The following is a 21,989-nucleotide window of genomic DNA, read 5'->3' as shown; positions in this document are numbered from 1 at the left end:
AGCTATGCTGAAGATTGGTAACGCACTCATTTCCGAAACGGTAAAGTTTTATGTTGATGATACAGCAACTTGTATTATCGCCGACGACGTGCAGATTCGCGACAATGTCGTTATTGAGTGCGGGGCAGGCGGTTTTTTGAGTATCTCATCCGGTACCGTGGTCAACTACGGGACGTGGATCAACGGAAGTGGAAAGGTAACTATCGGCGCGAATGTGTTGATCGCTCCTAACGTTTCCATAACTTCTTCTACCCATCGTTATGATCGCAAAATATCTATCAAGGATCAGGGTCTGAAGTTGGCCGAGGTGATTATTGAAGATGATGCCTGGATTGGTGCAAATACCTCAGTTCTGGCGGGAGCGGTAGTGGGTAAGGGAGTAGTAGTCGCAGCGAACTCGGTTGTAAAATTTAATATTGAGCCGCAAAGCATTGCCGCTGGCAGTCCTGCTGTGCGGGTGGCGCGGCGAAAATTCAAGAAGGTTGTGTTCTACACGCTGCCCCTGGTTTTAAGAGGGCGGCCGACGTTGTTCAGCAGTATTGTCGATGTGTATTTGCCGTTGGCGAACAAATTTGCCAGTGAAGGCTGGGAATGCATATTTGTCGGCTCTGACGAACTGAAAAACGAGTACGGTGTATTTGCTCATCAATGGGTAAGTCCAGCGACATTTTCGTGTGTTTACCCCAATGGACCTGACGTTGATTGGCTGAGCGACTGGACGGCAATACTCAAGAAGGAGGCGGTTCCTTATCACGATGATTTTGTTCGCCGCATGGTAAGTGAGCTAGATCCAGATCTCGTTTTTTGTTGGAATTACGACGGTTCGCTGGACAGGATTTGTTCATCTCATACGATCCCTCTGATTTTTAATGAGCTGGGCATGTTACGAGAACCTAATTCCATGGGGTATTACTCGGATCCGCAGGGCGTGAATGCTCGAAGTGCCTTCAGGACGGAGTTTGCTGCCTATCTGGAGAGGGTGCAGACCTATGACAATAGTGGATGTGTTGACCGATTAAAGGCACTGGAGGACCGTTATAAGTACCAGGGGGGCGTCAGGGAGCCCAATGCTCTGGTTCTGCTGCAGGTTCAGGATGACTCCAATGTAATCATGGGGTCTCCCTATTCGAGCATGGCTGAGTATGTTCAGCATGTATCGGATGTTATCTCGGGATCGGGCTTAAAAATCATCGTCAAACCGCATCCGTTGGACTCTATTCCACCGCTGCCGGAACATGTCTTCGTCGCCGGTAAAGAGGATAATATTTCTGATTTGATCTCCGCCGCGGATGTTGTCTTTACCCTCAACTCTTCTGCTGGTTTTGAGGCCGCTCTGGCCGGCAAGCCTGTTTACGTCCTGGGACTGGCTCCCTATTCAGGGTTGGGGTTGACTATCGATGTTCGGGAGCCCGCAGATTTGATGTCCGTTTGGCAGGCTCACCAAACAGATAGTGTGTGTTCGTCAGTGCTCAGAGCTTCCATTCTGGACTTTGCCGAGACGCAATACTTTCTTTCTGCTGCTCAGTTCTGCGAGCCGTCAGTTCATCTTGCTCGATTGAGGCATGCCAGTGAGCCGGGTTTTGAAAGAAACCTCTTCGATCCTGATTTGGAAAGTTATCGCCAACAATCTTATATTTCATGGCTTGAATCAAAGAATAAAGAAATTAATGCCGATCTGGCATTGTTGAATCAAGAGCTCTTTCAGGTGAAGGGCCAGCTTTTTGAAGTCGAGGCGCAACTTGATGCCTTGCAGGCGACTGGTTCCAAGCTTGGGAATTCAGAAGAAAAAAATTCGTTTTTTAAGGGTGAAGTATTCAGTATGGGGCATTCCATAATATCATTTGTAAAGCGCTGCCTCGCGGGGCTGCGTCGACTTGTGTCGAGTCCGAAGGCGGTCCTTCGGCCGCTTTATCAAACGTTTCCTTTTTTGGCGAGTATTCGTGTTCGGATAGGTCTTTACTCGAAATCATTACGTGCGAAGCTTCTTTCCGTTATATATTCAAAAGATAATATTAAGGCGATACAGGTCATTACGGAGCGTCGTTTTTCTCATGTTTTGGTAGCGCCGACAGTCTCTGCTCAACCTGTCGTTGATGTTTCAATCGTTACCTATAATAGCGTCAAGTGGGTCGATGGTTTTTTTGAGTCGCTGAAATCTCAAAGCTATCCCCTTGGAAAGTTGTACCTCTATTTTGTCGATAATGGCTCTAGCGATAGTACAGTCGAAGCACTGGAGCGCTGGAAAGTATCGCTGGGTGCGGAGTTGGCCGGCTTTGAGGTTTTACGGGGAGATAACGTAGGTTTTGGTGCGGGCCATGATAGGGCGATCGGGCAAGGCGATGCAGAGTATTTTCTGGTCAGTAATATTGATATTACTTTCGCGGATAACTCCATTGAGAAGATAATTTCCAGCGCTTTTTCAGACGGCCAGGAAAATGTCGCATCCTGGGAGTTGAGGCAGGCCCCATATGAGCATCCGAAGTATTATGATCCGGTGACGCTGGAAACCAATTGGTCTTCACATGCGTGCATTTTAATCAGGCGGTCTGCCTACGTTAAGGTCGGCGGGTATGAAAGCCAGATATTCATGTATGGAGAAGATGTCGAGCTTTCTTATCGGTTTAGATCCTATGGCTATCGTCTGAAATATTGTCCTTCAGCAGTCGTTTACCATTACACCTATGAGCATGAGAATCATGTGAAGCCGATTCAGTATGCCGGCAGTACTTTGGCCAATGCTTATATTAGATTGCGTTATGGTAGGCTGACCGACAAGTGGGGCGGTTTTGTTCTACAGTTGTTACTGTTTATGCGGCCACAAGCATACCCTGGCTCTCGCCGGGATCTGATGCGTAATATTGCTCAGCTCACAAAGAAAGCGTCATATTTTCTCGGTGGTAAAGGTCCGGATAAGGATGCTTATTTTCCTTTCAGGGGCTTTGATTATGAGATGATCAGGGACGGCGCTTTCTGGCGCGTGGGTGAACCCTTAGTTTGGCAGCCTTTGGTCACCATCGTGACTCGTACCTATCAGAAGAGGGATGAGTTCCTGAGGCAATCCATCATGTCGGTGTTTAACCAAACATACCGCAACATTGAGTTAATTGTGGTCGAGGACGGTGGCTCGACGATGAAAGCCCTTGTTTCTGAGATGCAATGCACGGAAGGGCGAAGTGTCAGCTTCTACGGTCTGGAAAAAGTAGGGCGTTCGGTGACAGGCAACTACGGTCTTGAGGTCGCCAAAGGCAAATACTGTATGTTTCTCGACGACGATGATTTGCTTTTTTCGGATCATGTCGAGGTTCTTGTTGCTGCGTTGTTGAAGAATGACACGGCTGTTGCGGCTTACTCGCTGGCAATGGAGGTCGGTACAGTCACTGATGATACGAATGGGCGTTATACGGAAGTCAGTCATGAGACGCACGACTCCTTCAAGCATGAATACGACTACGATGTGCTGCTTGATCATAACTTCATCCCCATTCAGTCCCTTCTTTTCAAGAGAGACCTGTATCTGAAGCGGGGTGGTTTCGAGACCGATATGAGTAATCTTGAGGATTGGAATCTTTGGTTGCGTTATGGGTATGAAAATGAGTTCTGTTATGTGCCCAAAACCACATCGTTGTTCAGAACCCCTGCGGATCCAAAAGTAAGGCTGAGCAGGCATAAACAACTGCATGAAGCCTATTTTGTTGCCAAGAACCGGGCGGTGAAGTCCTGTGAGGGTTATATTTAGCCTAATTGGCTTGATGCATTACACGTAGAAATGAGCTGCCTTTCAGGCAGCTTTTTTTTGGTCGCGGTAGGGGGGCAGGTAACTGCCATCCCTACCGCGACCCTTTTTTTGCTTTTTTTGAGGCGCGTAGGCTGGCTATCTCCGTAGCGTCGGCTGCGATATTCGGTTGCGGTAGGGATGGCAGCTACCTGTCATCCCTACCGCGACCCGATATTCATCTCCAGGCAATCGATGCAGGGGAGAGTTGATGGCGGTGAAACAGGAGGCACAAGAGTCTAGCGACAGAACATAGTCGTTCATGTCTTCGCCCGTGCTGTGGTGTTTTTTAGACGCTCAAAACCACTCATTTTTATCTCTCGGCAAGGATCCTCTTTCGATCGCGCTGAAGGTCTATCGAAGGTGCTTGAGGGAAGGCGCGAGTAGGATTTTTCGTGTTTCTGTGAGGGTTTGAATGTTATCATCTGACAGAATAATACCCACAGTGTCGTCGGCTTTGGAGGGCTCGCGTTTACCGTGACATTTCACTTTGGCGGCCCTGAGGTCGGCAAAAAATTGACGATTTTCGACATCGCTGGCTGATGTCAGGTGTCCATTTTTGCAATTTATTGGTTGGGTTTCACTCCTTGGCTTTTTTGCCGGTAAGGTCCTCATCGTCCGTCGCACAGGCCTTTGACGGACTCGCATCGGATAGTCGTTCATGCTTGATTTGGCTCTCTTTTTACTACGGTTGTCGGTACACGCTGCAGGCGAACCGGCCAGTCTGGCTGAGCACTGGCGGCCCACTGTTACTGGCAATACTCGCTGTGCGCTTAAGGAAACACTGCACCAATGAATGGAACTCCCCTTGCTATGTTCGACGTCATGCCGATCGGCCTCAAGTCCTGCACTGAGGAACGATCCCTTGAAAGCTTCCACGCCACTCCATGGGGTATAGCCCCATCGCTTGCGGCCAATGATGCACGCAGCCATGCACCATTTTCTGCTGAGGTTTTTGCTTGATGCGCCAGTTTTCTGCCAACCCTTTGGAAATGTTCGCCAGCCTGTGGCGCAATACAGCATTAATCAAAGCTTCGACTATTCGGGAAGTACTAGGTCGGTACCGTGGTTCGGCCATGGGCCTGCTTTGGTCGTTTTTCAATCCGCTGCTGATGCTTGCGGTGTACACCTTTGTGTTCAGTGCGGTACTCCGGGCGCGCTGGAGTGTAGACAGTGATTCGAAAACCGAATTCGCACTGATCCTGTTTGCCGGATTGATCATTTTCAATCTATTTTCCGAATGTATTAACCGGGCCCCCGGTCTCATTCTTGGCAAGGTCAATTTTGTCAAGAAGGTGGTGTACCCTCTCGAAATTCTGCCCGTCGTGGTATTGGGGTCTGCGCTGTTCCATGCCGCCATTAGCTTGGGCGTATGGTTTGTCGCTTACGGAATATTTTTCGGAGTACCGCACGCTACAGCCTTCTACCTGCCGCTGATCGTCATCCCTTTCATCATGTTCATCATGGGGGTTAGCTGGGCATTGGCCTCGTTGGGTGTGTACCTGCGCGACGTTTCGCAATTCATCGGCATTCTGACCACTGTTCTGATGTTCTTGAGCCCTATTTTCTACCCCGCGACGGCACTGCCCGAAGCGTATCGTCATTTGCTCTACCTCAACCCGCTGACACCGGCGATTGAGATGGCGCGCGATGTTCTTTTCTGGGGAAAGCTTCCGGATTTTGAAATATTGGGAATCTATTGGGTAGCCACCACCTGCATCGCCTGGTTGGGTTTTGCCTGGTTCCAGAAAACACGTAAGGGATTTGCTGATGTCCTCTGAAGTCGCTATCAAGGTCGAGAACCTTAGCAAGTGCTACGAAATCTATGATCAGCCCCGTGACCGGCTGAAGCAGTTTATCGTGCCTCGCATGCAGGGCGCTTTGCGCATGCAGTCCAGTCAGTTCTATCGCGAGTTCTGGGCTTTGAAGGATGTTTCTTTCGAAGTGAAGAAGGGCGAAACAGTCGGAATTATTGGATGCAACGGCAGTGGTAAATCCACTTTGCTGCAGATGATTTGCGGCACGTTGAACCCGACTACTGGTAGCGTCCAGACTAACGGTCGCATTGCTGCATTGCTGGAGCTGGGCTCGGGCTTTGATCCAGAGTTCACCGGGCGCGATAACGTTTACATGAACGCCGCAGTACTTGGCTTGGCAAAAGAAGAAATCGATCAGCGTTTCGATGAAATTGCCGCCTTTGCCGACATTGGGGACTTTATTGAACAACCGGTAAAAAGCTATTCCAGCGGGATGGTCGTTCGATTGGCATTTGCCGTACAAGCGATGATTGATCCGGATATTTTTATTGTCGATGAAGCGTTAGCAGTCGGCGATGAAAAGTTTCAGCGTAAGTGCTTTGCGCGTATGGAAGAGTTGAAGCGCAACGGTACTTCGATTCTCTTCGTGTCGCACTCGGCGCCCAGCATAATTGAACTATGCGACAGAACGTTGCTGCTCGATCATGGTGTCCGGCTTATGTACGGCGCTGCTCCAGAAGCCGTGCGTGCTTACCAGAAACTGATCTATGCACCGGAAGCAGAGTACAAACGACTCGTTGAGCTGTACACCGAAGCAGATCGTTCGGGAGGGGCTGTCGATACCGATAAGGTCGCGTTGTTGCCGGTCGAGACGAAGCAACTCCCCAGCGATGCATTTGATTCGGGACTGGTTCCGGAAACTACCGCGATCTATCCAACCCAGGGTGCCGAGATCAAGAAGATCTCCATTCTGGATGCGGATGGGCATGTAGTAAACGTGCTGCAGGCTGGTAAAACGTATCAGATCGAGGTGGCGGGTCACTTCATGGAGGACTTCGCCGGTACTTATTGGGGTATACACATTCGTAACGTCTCCGGAGCCGTTATTACAGGTCAGCGGTTTCCCGAAGACGGGACCTACTTTGAGCGGGTCAGTGCGGGTAACACCTTCAACGTGAAATTTTCGTTCCGGATGCATTTGCTGCCAGGGGTCTATTTTGTCGGTGGCGGCGTTTGGTCGACCCAGGAACCGAGCTGTGCCCACCGAATCATGGACGCAATCATGTTCCGGGTCATTCCAAGTGAAAAATTGAATTCATTCGGGTATGTGGACTTGATGTCGAGCGCACCTCAGTCGGAAATCGGCCGAAAAACCACGATTTAGGGAGTGGGCTGTCGGGGTTCAGATTGCCCCGGCAGCGTTCGGTTTGAAGGCGATGAGGTCGCTCAGGACGGGCACAAGCGGAATGACTTGTGCAGTTAATTTATTAGCTTGGCAGTTTGGTGCTGCATGACAGCACATTCATAGGATCTTTTGACGTATATGCTAAATATTAGTGATTGGCCACCGAGCGACGAAAAGAAAGTATTCAACTATCTCCAGTGGAATAGCTATCGTTCGGAGCAGTATAAGCTGTTCTACGTTAGTACGCCAAAAGTTGCATGCACATCCCTCAAATGGTGGTTTGCTTCTTTAGAGGGCTGCTCGAAAGCGTTGAGCAGTATCACTGATAGTGCAGAAAGTAATCCGGATCAGGTTGTTCATGAGCTGCATAAAGTGGCACCACACCTTACCGGTCTTTCTTCGGAAGAGCTTTCTGAGGCGCTGACCTCCGACTCGTACTTCCGATTTGCTGTCGTCAGAAACCCTTACAAGCGAATTTTTTCGGCCTGGCAATCAAAATTGCTGCTGCAAGAGCCGCAGCAGATTGGACCTTATCTTCAGCGGGATTTCTTTCATCAACCGTTGAGAAATTCGGATGACATCGCGTTGGCCTTTGAAGGTTTCCTGGAGCATCTCGCCAGTCAGGAAGCACCTTCCTATTGGGATCAGCACTGGACGCCACAAGCCGTCCTGCTTAGACCGGATTTGATCAACTACTCCAAGCTGGTCAAGATCGAAGAGTCTGCGCAGCTTAGTAAAGCGCTGTCGGAGCGTTTGGGTGAGTATGTTCCCGATCCTTTTGCCGAGCGTCGAGCGAACGAGAGTCTGATTCCCTATCTGCCAGAGTTCGTGACTGAGCGCAGCGCAAGTTTGATCCGGATTTTGTATGCCGAAGACTTTGATGTTTTTGGGTATGACACGCAGCTACCGCAGTCAAAAGAGACCTTCTCCGAGCAGGAGCTGGAGTTGGCACTGCGGGCAATCAAACTGATTCGAGGGCGTCATCAGCGCCTGGGTGAGCGCACGCGTCAAATTTCCGCTCTGACGCAGACGGTCGCGAGTCTCAACGTCGCCATGAGCGAGCGTGATGCACAAATCACCCATCTCAGTCATCTGGTTGTCGAGCGTGAGACTGAGATCGCTCAACTCAACCACAGCGTGGTCGATCTGGAGGGACAGGTCGATCATCTGAACCTCAACGCCAGTGTTGGTGAATATGACGAGAAGATCGCAGACCTCAGCCACACGCTTATTGAGCGTGATGGGCAAATCGCCGGCCTGACACAAAGTATTGTCGAGCGAGAAGGTCAGATCACCAGTCTCCGGCATTCTGTCGTGGAGCTTGAAGCTCAACTGGGTGCATTCGACCATGCCATTATCGAACATGAAGGCGCGATTAACAGTCATACCCAAAACGTCGACGCTCTCAATCGCACGTTGGTTGAGCGAGAAGGGCAGATTTCCCATCTCAATCGCGCAGTGGTTGAGCGAGAAGGGCAGATTTCCCATCTCAATCATGTCGTTGGCGAGCGTGATGGGCAGGTCACCAACCTCAAACACGCCATCATCGAGCGTGAAGGCGAGATTGGTAACCTGAAAAACGAAATCGTGCGCATCGTGCTGGAAAAAGAAGCCGATGTTCATTCGTTGAAGCAGGAACTCAATCAGCTTCTGGATTCGCGCTCCTGGCGGGTCACTTCGCCTTTGCGCGGGGTCGGCCGCATTGCCCGTCGGGCCATTCGGCCGATCAGCGTTCCTTCGCTGGGCAAGATTATTGAAGTCTTGAGGGTACGACGCGATTTCTTTAACAAAGCAACTGTCCAGCTGGTGCGCGATAGCGTTCTGTTTGATGCCGATTATTATCTGACCAGCAACCCAGATGTGCGAGATCAAGGTATTGATCCGCTCAAGCACTACATGCTTCACGGTTGGAGGGAAAGCCGTAATCCTTCTGGCTTGTTCAGTACCTCGAAGTATCTTTTCGATAACCCGGATGTTGCCGCTGCGCGGGTGAACCCGCTGGTCCATTATCTCAAGTGCGGTCAAGTGGAGGGGCGTTCGATCACCTCCCATTCTGCTCCCAAAGTAGTGCAATCGAGTGCGCCACGCGTGCAATCTGTTGTGGCACCTGAGCCTAAGGCAGTTGAAAAACCTGTGCGTTTGCCTGTTCCCAAGGCTGTAGTTGACGCGCAGGTCGACGTGATCAGAAAGTCCGGTTTTTTCGATGAGGCGTTTTATCTTGCGATGTACACCGAGCTCGATGCGTCTATCGATCCGATCAGACACTATTGCGAAGAGGGTTGGTTCGACGGCCGAAATCCTTCTCCTGACTTTGATACCCTTTCGTACCTGAACACCTATAAAGATATTAGCAGTGCCGGGGTCAATCCGTTATGGCACTACGTTGTCGCCGGTGCGTCGGAACAGCGGATTGCAGTGCCTGACGCAATCGTTCGTCATGAAAAAGACATTCGATTTGGCGAAGTGACTAGCGATATCAAACTGCTCGCGTTTTACACGTCTCCTGCGTGGGATGCGTTGCGTAACGCCAAACCGGCGTCTAAAGGCAACTCGCAACTGCTGGTTCCTCATGAGGAGTTTGGCTTCTACGACTTGCAGGACTGGAAGGTTCTGGACAAACAGGCGCAGCTTGCAAAGCGTCATGGCGTGTATGGCTTCTGCTTTAAACTGAATGTGGATACCAACGCAGTTCAATCAGCCCAGCCGCTGGATGTATTTATTGCGCATCCAAGTATCGACTTCACGTTCTGCGCGCAGACAGATTTGCATCCTGAAGGTCTTAAAGGGTCTTTGGCTGCCGCGCTGTTGCCTGCGGTGTCCGATAAGCGGTGCATACAAATCGACGGTCGTTCGGTGGTTGTGGTCGGGATACCAGGCAACGAGCAGACTGACGCGGATGCGCTTCGTCAGCTGCGCAGTCAACTGGTCGATCTTGGCGTCAATGTCTATCTGATTGGCCAGTTGTCGCAAGCAAGTGGGGGGGAGCTGGACAAGACCCTGGTAGGTCTGTGTGATGCTGTTCTTGATCTTCCAGCTGCTCCCGTGCCGGGAGAAACGGGCGTCTTTGTCCCTCAGCAAAAGAACGGAATTGCTGCCGTTCCATATTCCGTCGTTGCTTCGCAAGGCGTGTTGCGGGCGGAACGTGCTCAGACTCAATCCTCTCCGGTCTATCACGCCATTACACTTGGGCGTGATGAAACCGCGCTGAAGCCAAATTCTCCGCTTGTTTATACGCGTTTTAACGCCAAAGAATATCATCGTTGGCTCGATGCGGCGATTGCCGGTGTAAGGGCTGCCCACGCTGAAGATCGTCGTCTTGTGTTCGTGAACGCCTGGAACGATTGGTCGCAAGGCCTCTTCCTTGAGCCGGATCGACTGGGCGGCTTCGGTCGTGTGAATGAAACGACTCGCGCACTCCTAGATATCAAGTCAAACACGATCATGCCCAAAGTTTCGGTCATTGTGCCGAATTACAATCACGAGCGTTTCTTGCGTCGTCGATTGGATAGCATCTATGGGCAGACGTATAAGAATATTGAAGTCATTTTGATGGATGACTGTTCGTCCGATCAAAGTCGAGCGGTGCTGAGCCAATACGCAGCCGACTTCCCTGACGTGACGGTGAAGTTGTTCAACGAAACCAACTCGGGTGGTGTTTTCCGTCAATGGGCCAAGGGCATCAAGGCAGCGACCGGTGATTTGGTTTGGGTTGCTGAAAGTGATGACTACTGTGATGAGCACTTCCTGGAAGCACTTGTCCGTTGTTTCGACGATGAAGCCGTGATGCTCGCTTATGCTAAATGCGAGTTCGTCAGCAGCGACGAAGTCATTATGGAAGATGAATTCCATAAGTATGTTTACGATCTGGAATGCGCTGAAAAGTGGAGAAGTTCCTACGTAGAGACCGCTCACAACGAAGTGCGCACCGGGCTGGGCATCAAGAACACGATTCCTAACGCCAGTGGCACGCTTTTCAAGCGTCCTACCGATCTACCGCTGCTGGAAGACGAATCGTGGTTGTCGATGCGTGTTGCAGGCGACTGGGTTTTTTACCTTCATATTCTCCGGGGTGGCAAGATTGCCTACTCCACTGAAGGGACAAACTTCTTCCGCCGTTACGAAGGCAGCGCTGCTGAGAGCACCTACAGGAAAGAGATTTTCTATCGTGAACTCGGAATCTCGAGCCAGACCGTGCAGGCGCTGTATAACGTGCCGCTTTCTGTTCTTGAGCGCTGTGAAGAGGGGAGTAAACGACTTTATGACCACTATGTTGGACACTCTAACGAAGAGTTTCTGCGTTGGTACAATAAAGACGCGATCCTGCAGGCTCGCGCGAGTCGAAAACCGAATGTTATGGTTTCGACGATCGGTTTCTATCCTGGCGGAGCCGAGATCCTCCCTATTCGGTTGGCGAACGAGTTCAAGCGTCAAGGGCTTTCGGTATTCCTGCTCAGTGCTGGCCTGACCTTGCGTGAGGATGGTGTGCGCAATATGCTCCGGACTGATGTCCCGCTCGTCGAGACCTCAGAAGTAGACGCAGTGAAGACGATCATCCGCGATTTTGGGGTTGAAGCACTCAACACCCATCAGTGGCACATCCAGCGCTATCCGCTACATGTGCCGGATGTTTTCTCCGAGTTAGGTGCTCATGTCGCGTCCCTGCACGGGATGATTGAGCATGAAGATGCCTTTGGCGTGACTGAGGAGCAGCTTCGTACGGCTGATGACAGCGTGAGCACATGGGTCTATACCGCCGAGAAGAACCTTGTTCCCTTCTCGAATTTTTCGCTGTATGACAAACCGTCCGACCGGTTCGTCAAAGTGCCAAATGGATTACAACCTCCAAAGGTTGTTGCCATTCCACGCGCGCAACTGGATATACCTGAAGATGCCTTTGTACTGTGCTGTGTCAGTCGCGCAATTCCTGACAAGGGATGGGATGAAACTATTGAGGCTGTCGAGCGAGCTCGAGTCATCTCGGGTCGGGATATCCGTCTGATACTGGTCGGGAATGGACCGGTCTACGATGAGTACTGCCGGGCTGGAGTACCTGAGTTCGTCTATCTGGCCGGCTTTAGCGATAACGCCGTCGGTCACTATGCGGCGGCGGACATGGGCATCATGCTGACCAAGTTCAAATCCGAGAGTTTTCCTCTGACGATTGTCGACTGCCTCTTTGCCGGTAAACCGTACATCGCTTCTGACGTGGGTGACATCAGAAACATGCTAACCATAGAAGATGAGATCGCGGGAGAGGTACTCTGTCTGGAGGATTGGGAAGTCCCGATCGAGAAAGCGGCGCAAATCATCGCCGCTTTTGCCAGTGACAAAAATAAACACCAGCATGCCCTGGCATTGGTGAAAGATGTTTCAAGCCGCTATCGGATCGACGCTGTAGCTGCTCAATATGTACGTCTGTTCGAACGAGACATCGAATCGAAGTTAGCGCAATTGGTAAAGCCAGGCATTTGAATGAGGGTGCCGTCTCAACGCGGCCAGACGCCTGTTGGTATTTATCAGGCGTATGGCGGTGTTGAGAGGGAGGTTACACAGATCGTGACGTGAAACGCAGAAGCTGCTGGGCGGTAGCGTGTCATTTTCGGTCGAGGCCAGTAGAGAACTTTGTGATGCTGTCTAACTCTTTGGCGCTTCGGTACCTGTTTGGTGCGCCACTTATTGCTGTTAAATTTGAAGTATTTGCTAGGGGCGATCAGGTCGAGGACAGCCACAAGGTGACTTGGCCACTGCTGCGCGAAGCGGCAGATCGAACCTGCTGCATTGGAGGCAAACGTTGAAAAATTCCGAGAACAGCTCGACTGGCGCAGTAGTACGGTCGCTGGTATTGGGCGGGCGAGGCTTCATCGGTACCCATCTGATCGACGCATTGCTCGATCAGGGGCATGCCGTACGTTGTTTCGATCGACCGAATGTTGTCGAGCTTGGAGACTCTCACGCAAAGCATCCTGGTTTCGAGCTGTATGAAGGCGATTTCACCAGCGAAGCAGATATAAGTGAAGCGTTGCAAGATTGCGATATTTGTTACCATTTGGTATCGACCACATTACCGAAGTCTTCAAATGCGGACCCCGTTTTTGATGTGGAAAGCAATCTCGTCGCGACGATTCGTTTACTGACGCTGGCGCTCAAGTCGGGCGTCAAGAAGGTGATTTTCGTTTCATCGGGTGGCACCGTTTACGGTGACCCTATCCAGGTACCAATCCCTGAAACGCACGCAACAGATCCTGTGTGCTCTTATGGGATTGCGAAACTGGCGATCGAAAAGTACCTGGCGCTTTTCCATCGTCTGCATGGCCTGGACTACACCGTTCTGCGTTTGGCTAATCCCTTCGGTGAAGGTCAGCGCACGCACGCCAGCCAAGGTGCGGTAGCCGTGTTCCTGGGTAAAGTGTTGCGGGATGAACCTATCGAGATTTGGGGTGATGGTTCCGTCGTTCGTGACTACATTCATGTTGCCGATGTCGTGCAAGCCCTGCTCGCGGCTCTTGAGCCATCGAGGCAAGAACACGTCTTCAACATTGGTTCAGGTCATGGGCATAGCTTGAATGAAGTGCTCGATACGATCGAAAAGATCACCGGGCGAGTCGCCAACCGCCAATACTTGTCGGGTCGAGGCTTTGATGTGCCGGTGAGTGTATTAAACATAGACCGTGCAAAAAACGCTCTGGGGTGGGCTCCGACCGTGAGCTTCGAACAGGGCGTGGAGCAATTTTCGATGTGGTTGCTGGAAAAACCGGCTTCGAGAATTGACTGAAAAACAGTCGATCGGGTGCGTGATCTAGAGACCACACATCGCCACTTTGGCTGAGATGTTGAAAACCAGCAATTGGAATGGACCCCCAAGGGCCATTGCATCTGCTGGTAATCACGGTCCGCGACTTCGCTGAAGCACAATGAAATGTCCCCAGGAAATCGCCACTGAGCGATTTTTTATTGTCTGTAGAAAAGTGAAACCCAAAGTCTACGAAGGAAGGAGCGCTTTTCAGGTGTTTGCTCATCCGCCGTATCAAGGTTGTCGAAGCTCTTTCGCTTGAGGCTTGTGTACTGTTTGAGCACAGGGCTCAGGAGGGGCTCAATCATCAGTGCATGGGCAGATGGATCATAATGGTGGTCATTGGGGTCTGGGTTGCGAAGTGATGCTTTCAACGTGCCGCTTTCATCCATAGAGCAGCTGTCGTAGTTCAGGTGGCTGATGTCTTCGCGGACGCAAAAGGCTTCCATGAGTGTGTTGAACTTTATGGTGAGTGATGTTCTGTCCGAGAGTGACGCTTTCACTTCTTTTCGCAAATTGGCTACTTCTCCCCAGTCCATGTTGTCTCGGATGGTTGGAAGAGGAGTGCTGACGCAGATGACGTGAAATCTGCTTGCCACATCCAGCAAGAGCTTTTGGTAGTTTTCGAGAGCCTGCTGAAGCATCTGCTCTACGGAACTGCCATGCTTTTGAGCCCTGTACCAGATCACAAAGCCCGTATCGACCTCGCCAAGCATCACGATCACAGTGTTCGCCGTGGTTGTTTCCAGTGCCGACATATATTGCGGCATTGCCTGGGTTACGGCGTTTGGATTTTTTAATCCGGAGACCGTGGCGCCGCCAACGGACGTCACTTCAAATGAGTACTCAGGAAACAGGATTTTCATTTGCTCAGAGCTGAAAACCAAGGCGTGGGAGTCGCCGAGTACAAGTACAGCTTTCATTATCTGATGTGTTCCTGATCAGTTCTTCGAGTTGATGTTGCATCCCACCGCCGAAGATGTCTGCTGCATCAGGGGCGGTAGGGCTATTCACAAGAGAACTCTATAGGTTTCTGAATTTATTCGATATTTTTCTGGCAAGTGCTGAGGCGTAAAGCCGTAGTTCCGGTACCGCCGTTGCCTCCCAGAAGTTGGCTTTTAGCATCGGGCCGACATAACTCAGCCACTCGGAAGGGGTCCCGTCTTTGCTTGTGACCGCCAACTGGTTATCCACCAAAAGCCCCAAGCCCAGGCTATCGACAGAAATCAGATCGTCGCTGATAAGCTGTTGTATCAGCGGCTCTTCTATCAAGTTTGGATTCGAATTAGGGCCCGTGCAGTTTATGATGCGATCAACGGGTATTTTCTTGACGTCTTGTGTAGCGCGTGACTGGATGGATACGAGCGGTTTGCCATTGTGAAGCTCAATGGACTTGATTCGGCCGGCTATCGGCACGATTTTTTGATGTTTCAGCGCTTCATCGAAATGCGTGTAAGTCTCTGGCGCTACTCGGTGGCGATGGACGTCCCAGTAAGGTTGTACGTGGCGTAAAAACCTGCTTCGCTCATGCTCGGGAAGCCTGATCCACAGACTGGATGTAATAGGGCGTACGGCCGCGATAATGTCTCGCCAGTTGATGCCGGATGCTGCGCTGGACTTAATCTGTGCCCTGATTGAGCGTAAATAGCTCCGGGCCGTGGGTGCTGCATTCAGTAGTTCATCGTGGAATGAAATCGGTGCTTGCGATGCGCTTTTAGTCGTTCGGTGCGCCAATGGCAAAAGGCCGCGACGAGACAGCATATAAATCTGACCGGTACTGGATACTTGTCTCAGGCTGGAAATCACATCGAGAGCAGTGAGGCCACCCCCAATCAACAAAATTGACGCGTGTGGGTTCTCGGAGAGAGAGACCGGGCCGTTCCAAGGGTTTGCCATGTAGCTGGAAGAGTCCAGTACGTCCTGAAGTACGGCAGGATTACGCGGTGGAAAATGACCAAACGCTAAAATGACTTGATCGGAAAATATTTTTTCGCCTGAGCACAACTCAATATATGCCCCATGTTCATGAGGGGTCAGGCTTTTGACTTCAGCCGTTATCCGCTCGATCGCAACATTCGCTTTTGCGTTGAGCTCGGTATTGTCCAGAAGTGATGCCAGATAGTTTCCGTATAGTTTTCTGGATACGAAAGAACTTGATGTTGTATCTGGAAACAAAGACTGGCAGTACTGTAGAAAAGAGTCAGGTTTGTCCGCCAATGCACTCATATTGCCAGCGGGTACGTTAAGCAGATGTTTTGAACTGCTGGTGCCGTAAGCCAGACCGCGTGCAACGGTGCCAGATCTGTTGATGATTATGAGTCTGGCGCCGGGTGGGGCAGAACGTAAGAATTCTATGGCGGCGACTGTTCCACTGAACCCCGCACCAATGATGACTAACGTCTTCATTTCGACGGCTGCTTATTAATGAAGTCGATAATGCGCTGAGCCGCTGCCTCAAGATCGTCCTCTAACGTATTAATCCTGATGTGTGGATTCAACGGCGGCTCATAACTAGAGTCGATACCTGTGAAGTTCTTTATCAGTCCTTCTCGGGCTTTTTTATAAAGGCCTTTAGGGTCTCTCCGCTCGCATTCACTCAGCGGCGTATCGATGAAAACTTCAATGAAGCTTTCTTCGCCAATCACATCGCGGGCCAAGGCGCGATCGCGTATGAATGGAGATATAAACGCCGTGATGACGATTAGCCCCGCATCAGTGAATAGTTTAGCTACTTCTGAAATACGTCGTATGTTTTCAACACGATCTGCGTCGCTAAATCCCAGGTCCTGGCAGAGTCCAAGTCGAACATTATCACCATCAAGCAAATAGGTATGGCGGCCCGCATCGCATAATGCTAACTCCAAGGCATTTGCAATGGATGATTTGCCAGCCCCACTCAGGCCCGTTAGCCAAATCACAATAGGGCGCTGATTTTTTATAGCGCTGCGGCGCTCGATATCCACAGTTTGCGAGTGAGCTATAAGATTTTCGGACATGTTGTCTCGTTATAAATTGACCAATATCGGATCAGGAGCACAGGGATTTGGAAGTGATCTGGTTCACCGCCTCGTTAGACCAATGAATGTGTGTCCAGTCATGGCTTATCGGCATCATGCTGAAGGTCTTCAATTCGCAAATTCAAGAACGTCTTACTTTCGGCCATTCGATGAATTGTAGCTATGCTTTCAACAAAATGCTCGTGCTGAAACGTTGGAAACGGACCAGCGCGACTGGGCGGCTATCGGACAAGAATTCGGCTGATCGTTGGTGTATTGAGGTTACAATGCCGCTCGACGACTGTGAAGGAGGGAGCTACGTGCTCGAATGCGTGAATGGATAAAGTGCGGACAGTTTTGTTGGGGTTGCCTCGTAGGCAGAAAAGGCTGATACAGGTCGCTACCGATGTGGTTTTGGTGTGGCTCGCCTTATGGCTCGCCTTCATCGTGCGCCTCGGTGTAGACGATATGTACAACCCGCTCAGGGCCCATTTCTGGCTCTTCGCCTGTGCCCCGATTATCGCTATCCCGCTGTTCATACGCTTCGGGATGTATCGCGCCGTCATGCGCTATTTCGGCAATGATGCACTGATCGCAATCGTCAAAGCGGTCAGCCTGTCATCGCTGATCCTGGCGGTTGTCGTCTATTGGTACAGCAACCACCAAACCGTCGTCCCACGCTCCATCATCTTCAACTACTGGTGGCTGAGCATGGTCATCATCGGCGGCCTACGCCTGTGCATGCGCCAATACTTCATGGGCGACTGGTTCACCGCCGCCCAGCACGTCCCCTTCACCAGCCGTGACGACGGCCTCACCAAAGTCGCCATCTACGGCGCAGGCGTGGCCGGCAATCAGTTGGTTGCTGCATTACGCATGGGCCGAGTCATGCGCCCCGTGGCCTTCATCGACGACGATTCCAGCATTGCCGATCGCTCTATCTCAGGCCTCCAGGTCTACAAACCCAAGCACATCCAGCAGATGATCGACGTCACCGGCGCTCAGGAAATCCTCCTGGCGCTACCGTCATCCACCCGCGCACGGCGCCGGGAAATTCTCAATCTGCTGGAAGGTTATCCGCTTCACGTTCGAAGCGTCCCGAACTTCACCGATCTGGCCAGCGGTCGGGTCAAGGTTGAAGACATTCAGGAAGTGGATATCGCCGATTTGCTTGGCCGCGATGCCGTGCCAGCCCAAGCCGATTTGCTCGAGCGCTGTATCAAAGGCAAGACAGTGATGGTTACTGGCGCCGGCGGATCGATCGGTTCAGAGCTGTGTCGGCAGATTTTCTCCCTTGGCCCGACCACGCTTTTACTGTTTGAGCACAGTGAGTTCAATCTCTACAGCATCCTGTCGGAATTGGAGCAGCGCGGCTGCCGTGAGTCGGTGTCGGTCAAGTTACTGCCTATCCTGGGTTCCATCCGTCATCCGCACAAACTGCTCGATGTGATGAAGACCTGGCGCGTGGATACCGTTTATCACGCAGCGGCTTATAAACATGTGCCAATGGTCGAGCACAACATTGCCGAAGGCGTGCTCAATAATGTCATCGGCACGTTGAACACTGCTCAGGCTGCCTTGCAGTCGGGTGTGGCCAACTTCGTGCTGATCTCCACCGATAAAGCCGTGCGTCCGACCAACATCATGGGCAGCACCAAGCGTCTGGCGGAATTGACCCTTCAGGCTCTCAGTCGTGAAATCGCCCCGGTATTGTTTGGCGACAAAGCCAATGTTTCCCGGGTCAATAAAACCCGTTTCACCATGGTTCGTTTTGGCAATGTCTTGGGATCTTCCGGTTCGGTGATTCCGTTGTTTCACAGTCAGATCAAGTCAGGTGGGCCTTTGACGGTCACGCACCCGAAGATCACCCGTTACTTCATGACCATCCCCGAAGCCGCGCAACTGGTGATTCAGGCCGGTTCCATGGGGCAGGGCGGTGATGTGTTTGTGCTGGATATGGGCGAGCCGGTGAGGATTGTCGAGCTGGCGGAGAAGATGATTCATCTGTCTGGTTTGAGCATCCGTTCTGAGCGAAATCCCCAAGGCGATATTTCGATCGAGTTCACGGGCCTGCGTCCGGGCGAGAAGCTCTATGAAGAGTTGCTGATCGGGGATAACGTCGCGGCGACGCCGCATCCGATGATCATGACGGCCAATGAAGATCATTTGCCCTGGGATGTGCTCAAGAGCCGTTTGACTGATTTGTTGCTGGCTGTCGAGCAGGACGATTATTCCCGCGTGCGCCAACTCCTGCGCGAAACGGTCAGCGGCTATACCCCCGACGGGGAGATTGTCGACTGGATTCATCAGCAACGCCGTCTCGAACCCTGATTGTTTCACATCCTGTAACGGACACATTTTTGACAGCTCCACCACATCGCCTAAGTTTGGAAGGCAGCTTCGGAAAAGCTGCTTTCTCAATCGATGTCATGGAGCTTCATTTATGCGTACTGGCTATTTCTACTCTCTGGTTTTTGCCCTGCTCACCAGCGCCTCTATTGCGGCCATTGCTGCACCGACGGCTACACAGACGGCTGCGCCAGAGGCTGCCAAGGCACCCTTGATGCTGGATGCTGCCGCCCAGGCTAAAACCGCCAAAGTCGATCTCAATGGCGCCGATGCGCCGACTCTGCAGCGCGAGTTGTCCGGGATCGGTGAAGCGAAGGCCAAGGCGATTGTTGCGTATCGTGAGAGTAATGGGCCGTTTTCGTCGGTCGACGAATTGCTGGAAGTGAAGGGGATTGGCAAGGCTATTCTGGACAAGAATCGCGAGAAGCTGGAAGTGAACTAAGCTTGTAAATCCACCAGGAGGCCGGTCATTGACCGGCCTTTTTGCATAGTACTGAATGCATAGCACCGAAGAGGGCGATCTGGCTAATGCACCTGTAGGAGCCAGGCTTGCCGGCGAAAGCGCACTTAAGGACGCCTTCGCCGGCAAGCCTGGCTCCTACGAAAAGCGGTTTGCTCGCTTAACTGACCGGCATTAGGCGATCTGGCGCCTTTCATCGGGATGGGAAAAATTACGGCTATCATATGGTGATTTGATTATGCCTATAATATCTTCGATTCGCTGAAGCGCACTGACGTTCAAGCGCTGGCCTTTCTCTCACGCAATCCTCTTTGGAGCACCGTCATGAATTCTGTCCAGAACCAAGGTACGGCCCTCGTCACCGGTGCTTCTTCCGGCATCGGTGCGGTTTACGCGGAGCGGTTGGCGGCGCGTGGTTTTGATTTGTTGCTGGTGGCCCGTGATCAGGAACGGCTGGAGGCCGCGGCGAGTAAGTTGCGGGCCGCGCATGGTGTTCAGGTGGAGGTTCTGAAGGCGGATCTGACGCAAAAGGATGATGTGTTGAAGCTTGAGCAGCGTTTGCGTAGCGATTCGAGTATCAGCCTGTTGCTGAATAACGCCGGTGTCGCGGCGGATGGTTTGCTTGCCAATGCGGATCTGGATGAGCTGGAGCGTTTGATTCAGCTGAACGTCACCACGGTGACGCGGCTGGCTTCGGCAGCGGCGGCCGGTTTTTCCAAGGCCGGTCGCGGGACGATCATCAATATTGCCTCGGTGGTGGCGTTGTTTCCGGAGCGGTTCAATGCGACGTACAGCGCGAGCAAGGCTTATGTGTTGAGCCTGACTCAGTCGTTGAACGCCGAACTGCAGGGCACCGGGGTTCAGGTTCAAGCGGTGTTGCCGGGGGTAACACGCACCGAGATTTTGGAACGCTCCGGTATCGATGCGTCTCAGATTCCGGCGGACATGATCATGGAAGCGGGGGAGATGGTCGACGCGGCATTGTCGGGTCTGGACCAGGGTGAGTTGATCACCATTCCTTCGTTACCGAATGCCTCCGAGTGGGAGGCCTTTATGGCGGCGCGTCATGCGATGGCGCCGAATCTGTCTAGAAGCACGGCCGCCACGCGTTACAAGTGAGGCGCCATGAATCGGCTTGAGGTATTTGCGTTATGAGTAATCGTCGAGTGGTGGTCACGGGCATGGGCCTGGTGTCGCCGTTGGGTAGTGGCGTCGAAGCGGTTTGGGCACGTTTGTTGGCCGGGCGTTCCGGGTTGCGGGCGTTGCCGGACGAGGTGGTTGCCGATCTGCCGGCCAAGGTCGGTGGCGCGGTGCAGACGCTGGCGGAAGATCCCGAGGCGGGTTTCGATCCGGACCGGGCGACGCCGCCCAAAGAGCAGAAGAAGATGGATCGCTTCATTATGTTTGCCATGGAGGCGGCGCGTCAGGCACTGGAGCAGGCCGGTTGGCATCCGCAGGACGTCAACGCCCAGGAGCGCACTGCCACGATTATTGGCTCGGGCGTGGGTGGTTTCGGCGCGATTGCCGATGCGGTGCGCACCACCGACAGCCGTGGCCCGCGACGTTTGTCGCCGTTCACCATTCCGTCGTTTCTGGTCAACCTCGCGGCGGGCCATGTGTCGATCGCGCATGGTTTCAAGGGCCCTTTGGGCGCTCCGGTAACGGCGTGCGCGGCCGGGGTTCAGGCGATTGGTGACGCGGCGCGGCTGATTCGATGTGGCGAGGCGGACATTGCAGTGTGCGGCGGGGCGGAAGCGGCAATCGATCGTGTCAGCCTTGCCGGGTTTGCGGCGGCTCGGGCGTTGTCCAGCGGTTACAACGACACCCCGGAACGCGCCTCGCGACCGTTCGACAGTGGGCGTGACGGTTTTGTGATGGGCGAGGGCTCGGGCCTGTTGGTGATCGAATCCCTGGAACATGCCCTGGCGCGCGGCGCTCAGCCGTTGGCTGAGCTGGTCGGTTACGGCACCAGTGCCGATGCCTATCACCTGACCGCGGGGCCTGAAGATGGCAGCGGTGCGCGTCGGGCGATGTCGCTGGCGTTGGCCCAGGCGGGCATTTCGCCGGCGCAGGTGCAGCATCTCAACGCTCACGCGACCTCGACCCCGGTGGGGGATTTGGGGGAGCTGGCGGCCATCAAGTCGTTGTTCGGCTCGGACAACAAGATAGCGGTGACGTCGACCAAATCGGCCACCGGGCATTTGCTCGGCGCTGCTGGCGGGATCGAGGCGATCTTTACCCTGTTGGCGCTCCGCGATCAGGTGGTGCCGGCCACGCTCAACTTCGATAACCCGGATCCGGCAACGCAAGGGGTGGACATCGTTCACGGTCAGGCGCGGCCAATGACCATCGATTACGCGTTATCCAACGGCTTCGGATTTGGCGGTGTCAATGCCAGTGTGTTGTTCAAATACTGGGATGAGTAGTTCAAGGCAGATGGCACGAATAGTGATTACTCAT

General features: G+C 52.5%; 12 protein-coding genes. 9 read left to right on the top strand and 3 right to left on the bottom strand.

The window, feature by feature from the left end; genetic code table 11:
• Positions 1-4: 4 nt before the first annotated feature.
• From KW837_RS17765 to KW837_RS17745, 5 genes are all read left to right on the top strand, one after another.
• Positions 5-3,736: a glycosyltransferase gene (locus tag KW837_RS17765; RefSeq protein WP_218397593.1), complete on the top strand. Its 3,732-nt coding sequence runs from the start codon at positions 5-7 to the stop codon at positions 3,734-3,736.
• Positions 3,737-4,734: 998 nt separating this feature from the next.
• Positions 4,735-5,553, top strand: coding sequence for an ABC transporter permease (locus KW837_RS17760; RefSeq protein ID WP_218397591.1), 819 nt, complete (start codon positions 4,735-4,737; stop codon positions 5,551-5,553).
• On the top strand, positions 5,543-6,913 hold the full coding sequence (locus tag KW837_RS17755) for an ABC transporter ATP-binding protein (protein ID WP_218397589.1): 1,371 nt from the start codon (positions 5,543-5,545) through the stop codon (positions 6,911-6,913). Before KW837_RS17760 ends, KW837_RS17755 begins: the two co-directional genes overlap by 11 nt.
• Before the next feature lie 159 nt (positions 6,914-7,072).
• The gene (locus tag KW837_RS17750) at positions 7,073-12,406 is read left to right on the top strand and encodes a glycoside hydrolase family 99-like domain-containing protein (RefSeq protein WP_218397586.1); all 5,334 of its coding nucleotides are present in this window, start codon (positions 7,073-7,075) and stop codon (positions 12,404-12,406) included.
• Positions 12,407-12,725: 319 nt separating this feature from the next.
• Entirely contained in the window at positions 12,726-13,706 is a 981-nt protein-coding gene (locus KW837_RS17745; RefSeq protein WP_218397584.1) for an NAD-dependent epimerase/dehydratase family protein, read from the top strand.
• A gap of 176 nt (positions 13,707-13,882) precedes the next feature.
• On the opposite strand, the gene KW837_RS17740 is transcribed toward KW837_RS17745, so the two are convergent.
• The 3 genes from KW837_RS17740 to cysC all read right to left on the bottom strand — a co-directional run bounded on the left by KW837_RS17740 (position 13,883) and on the right by cysC (position 16,720).
• Positions 13,883-14,647 (bottom strand): SGNH/GDSL hydrolase family protein, encoded by a 765-nt coding sequence (locus KW837_RS17740; RefSeq protein WP_256348859.1) that lies wholly within the window; start codon positions 14,645-14,647, stop codon positions 13,883-13,885.
• Between the two features lie 100 nt (positions 14,648-14,747).
• A complete protein-coding gene (locus KW837_RS17735; RefSeq protein WP_218397582.1) occupies positions 14,748-16,130 on the bottom strand; it encodes an FAD/NAD(P)-binding protein in 1,383 nt (460 codons plus the stop codon).
• Positions 16,127-16,720: an adenylyl-sulfate kinase gene (cysC, locus tag KW837_RS17730; RefSeq protein ID WP_218397580.1), complete on the bottom strand. Its 594-nt coding sequence runs from the start codon at positions 16,718-16,720 to the stop codon at positions 16,127-16,129. The genes KW837_RS17735 and cysC overlap by 4 nt, the downstream gene beginning before the upstream one ends.
• 336 nt (positions 16,721-17,056) lie before the next feature.
• On the opposite strand from cysC, the gene KW837_RS17725 reads away from it, so the two are divergent.
• From KW837_RS17725 to fabF, 4 genes are all read left to right on the top strand, one after another.
• Positions 17,057-19,051 carry a nucleoside-diphosphate sugar epimerase/dehydratase gene (locus tag KW837_RS17725; RefSeq protein ID WP_218397578.1) on the top strand — a complete coding sequence of 665 codons (1,995 nt, stop codon included), beginning with the start codon at positions 17,057-17,059 and terminating at the stop codon, positions 19,049-19,051.
• Positions 19,052-19,163: 112 nt separating this feature from the next.
• The gene (locus tag KW837_RS17720; protein WP_218397576.1) at positions 19,164-19,511 is read left to right on the top strand and encodes a helix-hairpin-helix domain-containing protein; all 348 of its coding nucleotides are present in this window, start codon (positions 19,164-19,166) and stop codon (positions 19,509-19,511) included.
• Between the two features lie 342 nt (positions 19,512-19,853).
• Positions 19,854-20,648 carry an SDR family oxidoreductase gene (locus KW837_RS17715; protein ID WP_008005995.1) on the top strand — a complete coding sequence of 265 codons (795 nt, stop codon included), beginning with the start codon at positions 19,854-19,856 and terminating at the stop codon, positions 20,646-20,648.
• Positions 20,649-20,680: 32 nt separating this feature from the next.
• Positions 20,681-21,955, top strand: coding sequence for a beta-ketoacyl-ACP synthase II (gene fabF / locus KW837_RS17710; protein WP_218397574.1), 1,275 nt, complete (start codon positions 20,681-20,683; stop codon positions 21,953-21,955).
• The last annotated feature ends 34 nt before the right edge of the window (positions 21,956-21,989 follow it).

The sequence above is a fragment of the Pseudomonas sp. PDM24 genome, assembly GCF_019218905.1.
Lineage (GTDB): Bacteria > Pseudomonadota > Gammaproteobacteria > Pseudomonadales > Pseudomonadaceae > Aquipseudomonas.
The sequence above is the reverse complement of the archived record's forward strand: the minus strand, read 5'-3'. Positions and strand labels throughout refer to the sequence as shown.

Coding starts and splice junctions, on each gene's coding strand:
- KW837_RS17760 (WP_218397591.1), top strand. CDS start 4,735: ATGCGCCAGTTTTCTGCCAACCCTTTGGAAATGTTCGCCAGCCTGTGG.
- KW837_RS17725 (WP_218397578.1), top strand. CDS start 17,057: ATGGATAAAGTGCGGACAGTTTTGTTGGGGTTGCCTCGTAGGCAGAAA.
- KW837_RS17765 (WP_218397593.1), top strand. CDS start 5: ATGCTGAAGATTGGTAACGCACTCATTTCCGAAACGGTAAAGTTTTAT.
- KW837_RS17755 (WP_218397589.1), top strand. CDS start 5,543: ATGTCCTCTGAAGTCGCTATCAAGGTCGAGAACCTTAGCAAGTGCTAC.
- fabF (WP_218397574.1), top strand. CDS start 20,681: ATGAGTAATCGTCGAGTGGTGGTCACGGGCATGGGCCTGGTGTCGCCG.
- KW837_RS17750 (WP_218397586.1), top strand. CDS start 7,073: ATGCTAAATATTAGTGATTGGCCACCGAGCGACGAAAAGAAAGTATTC.
- KW837_RS17715 (WP_008005995.1), top strand. CDS start 19,854: ATGAATTCTGTCCAGAACCAAGGTACGGCCCTCGTCACCGGTGCTTCT.
- cysC (WP_218397580.1), bottom strand. CDS start 16,720: ATGTCCGAAAATCTTATAGCTCACTCGCAAACTGTGGATATCGAGCGC.
- KW837_RS17735 (WP_218397582.1), bottom strand. CDS start 16,130: ATGAAGACGTTAGTCATCATTGGTGCGGGGTTCAGTGGAACAGTCGCC.
- KW837_RS17740 (WP_256348859.1), bottom strand. CDS start 14,647: ATGAAAGCTGTACTTGTACTCGGCGACTCCCACGCCTTGGTTTTCAGC.
- KW837_RS17720 (WP_218397576.1), top strand. CDS start 19,164: ATGCGTACTGGCTATTTCTACTCTCTGGTTTTTGCCCTGCTCACCAGC.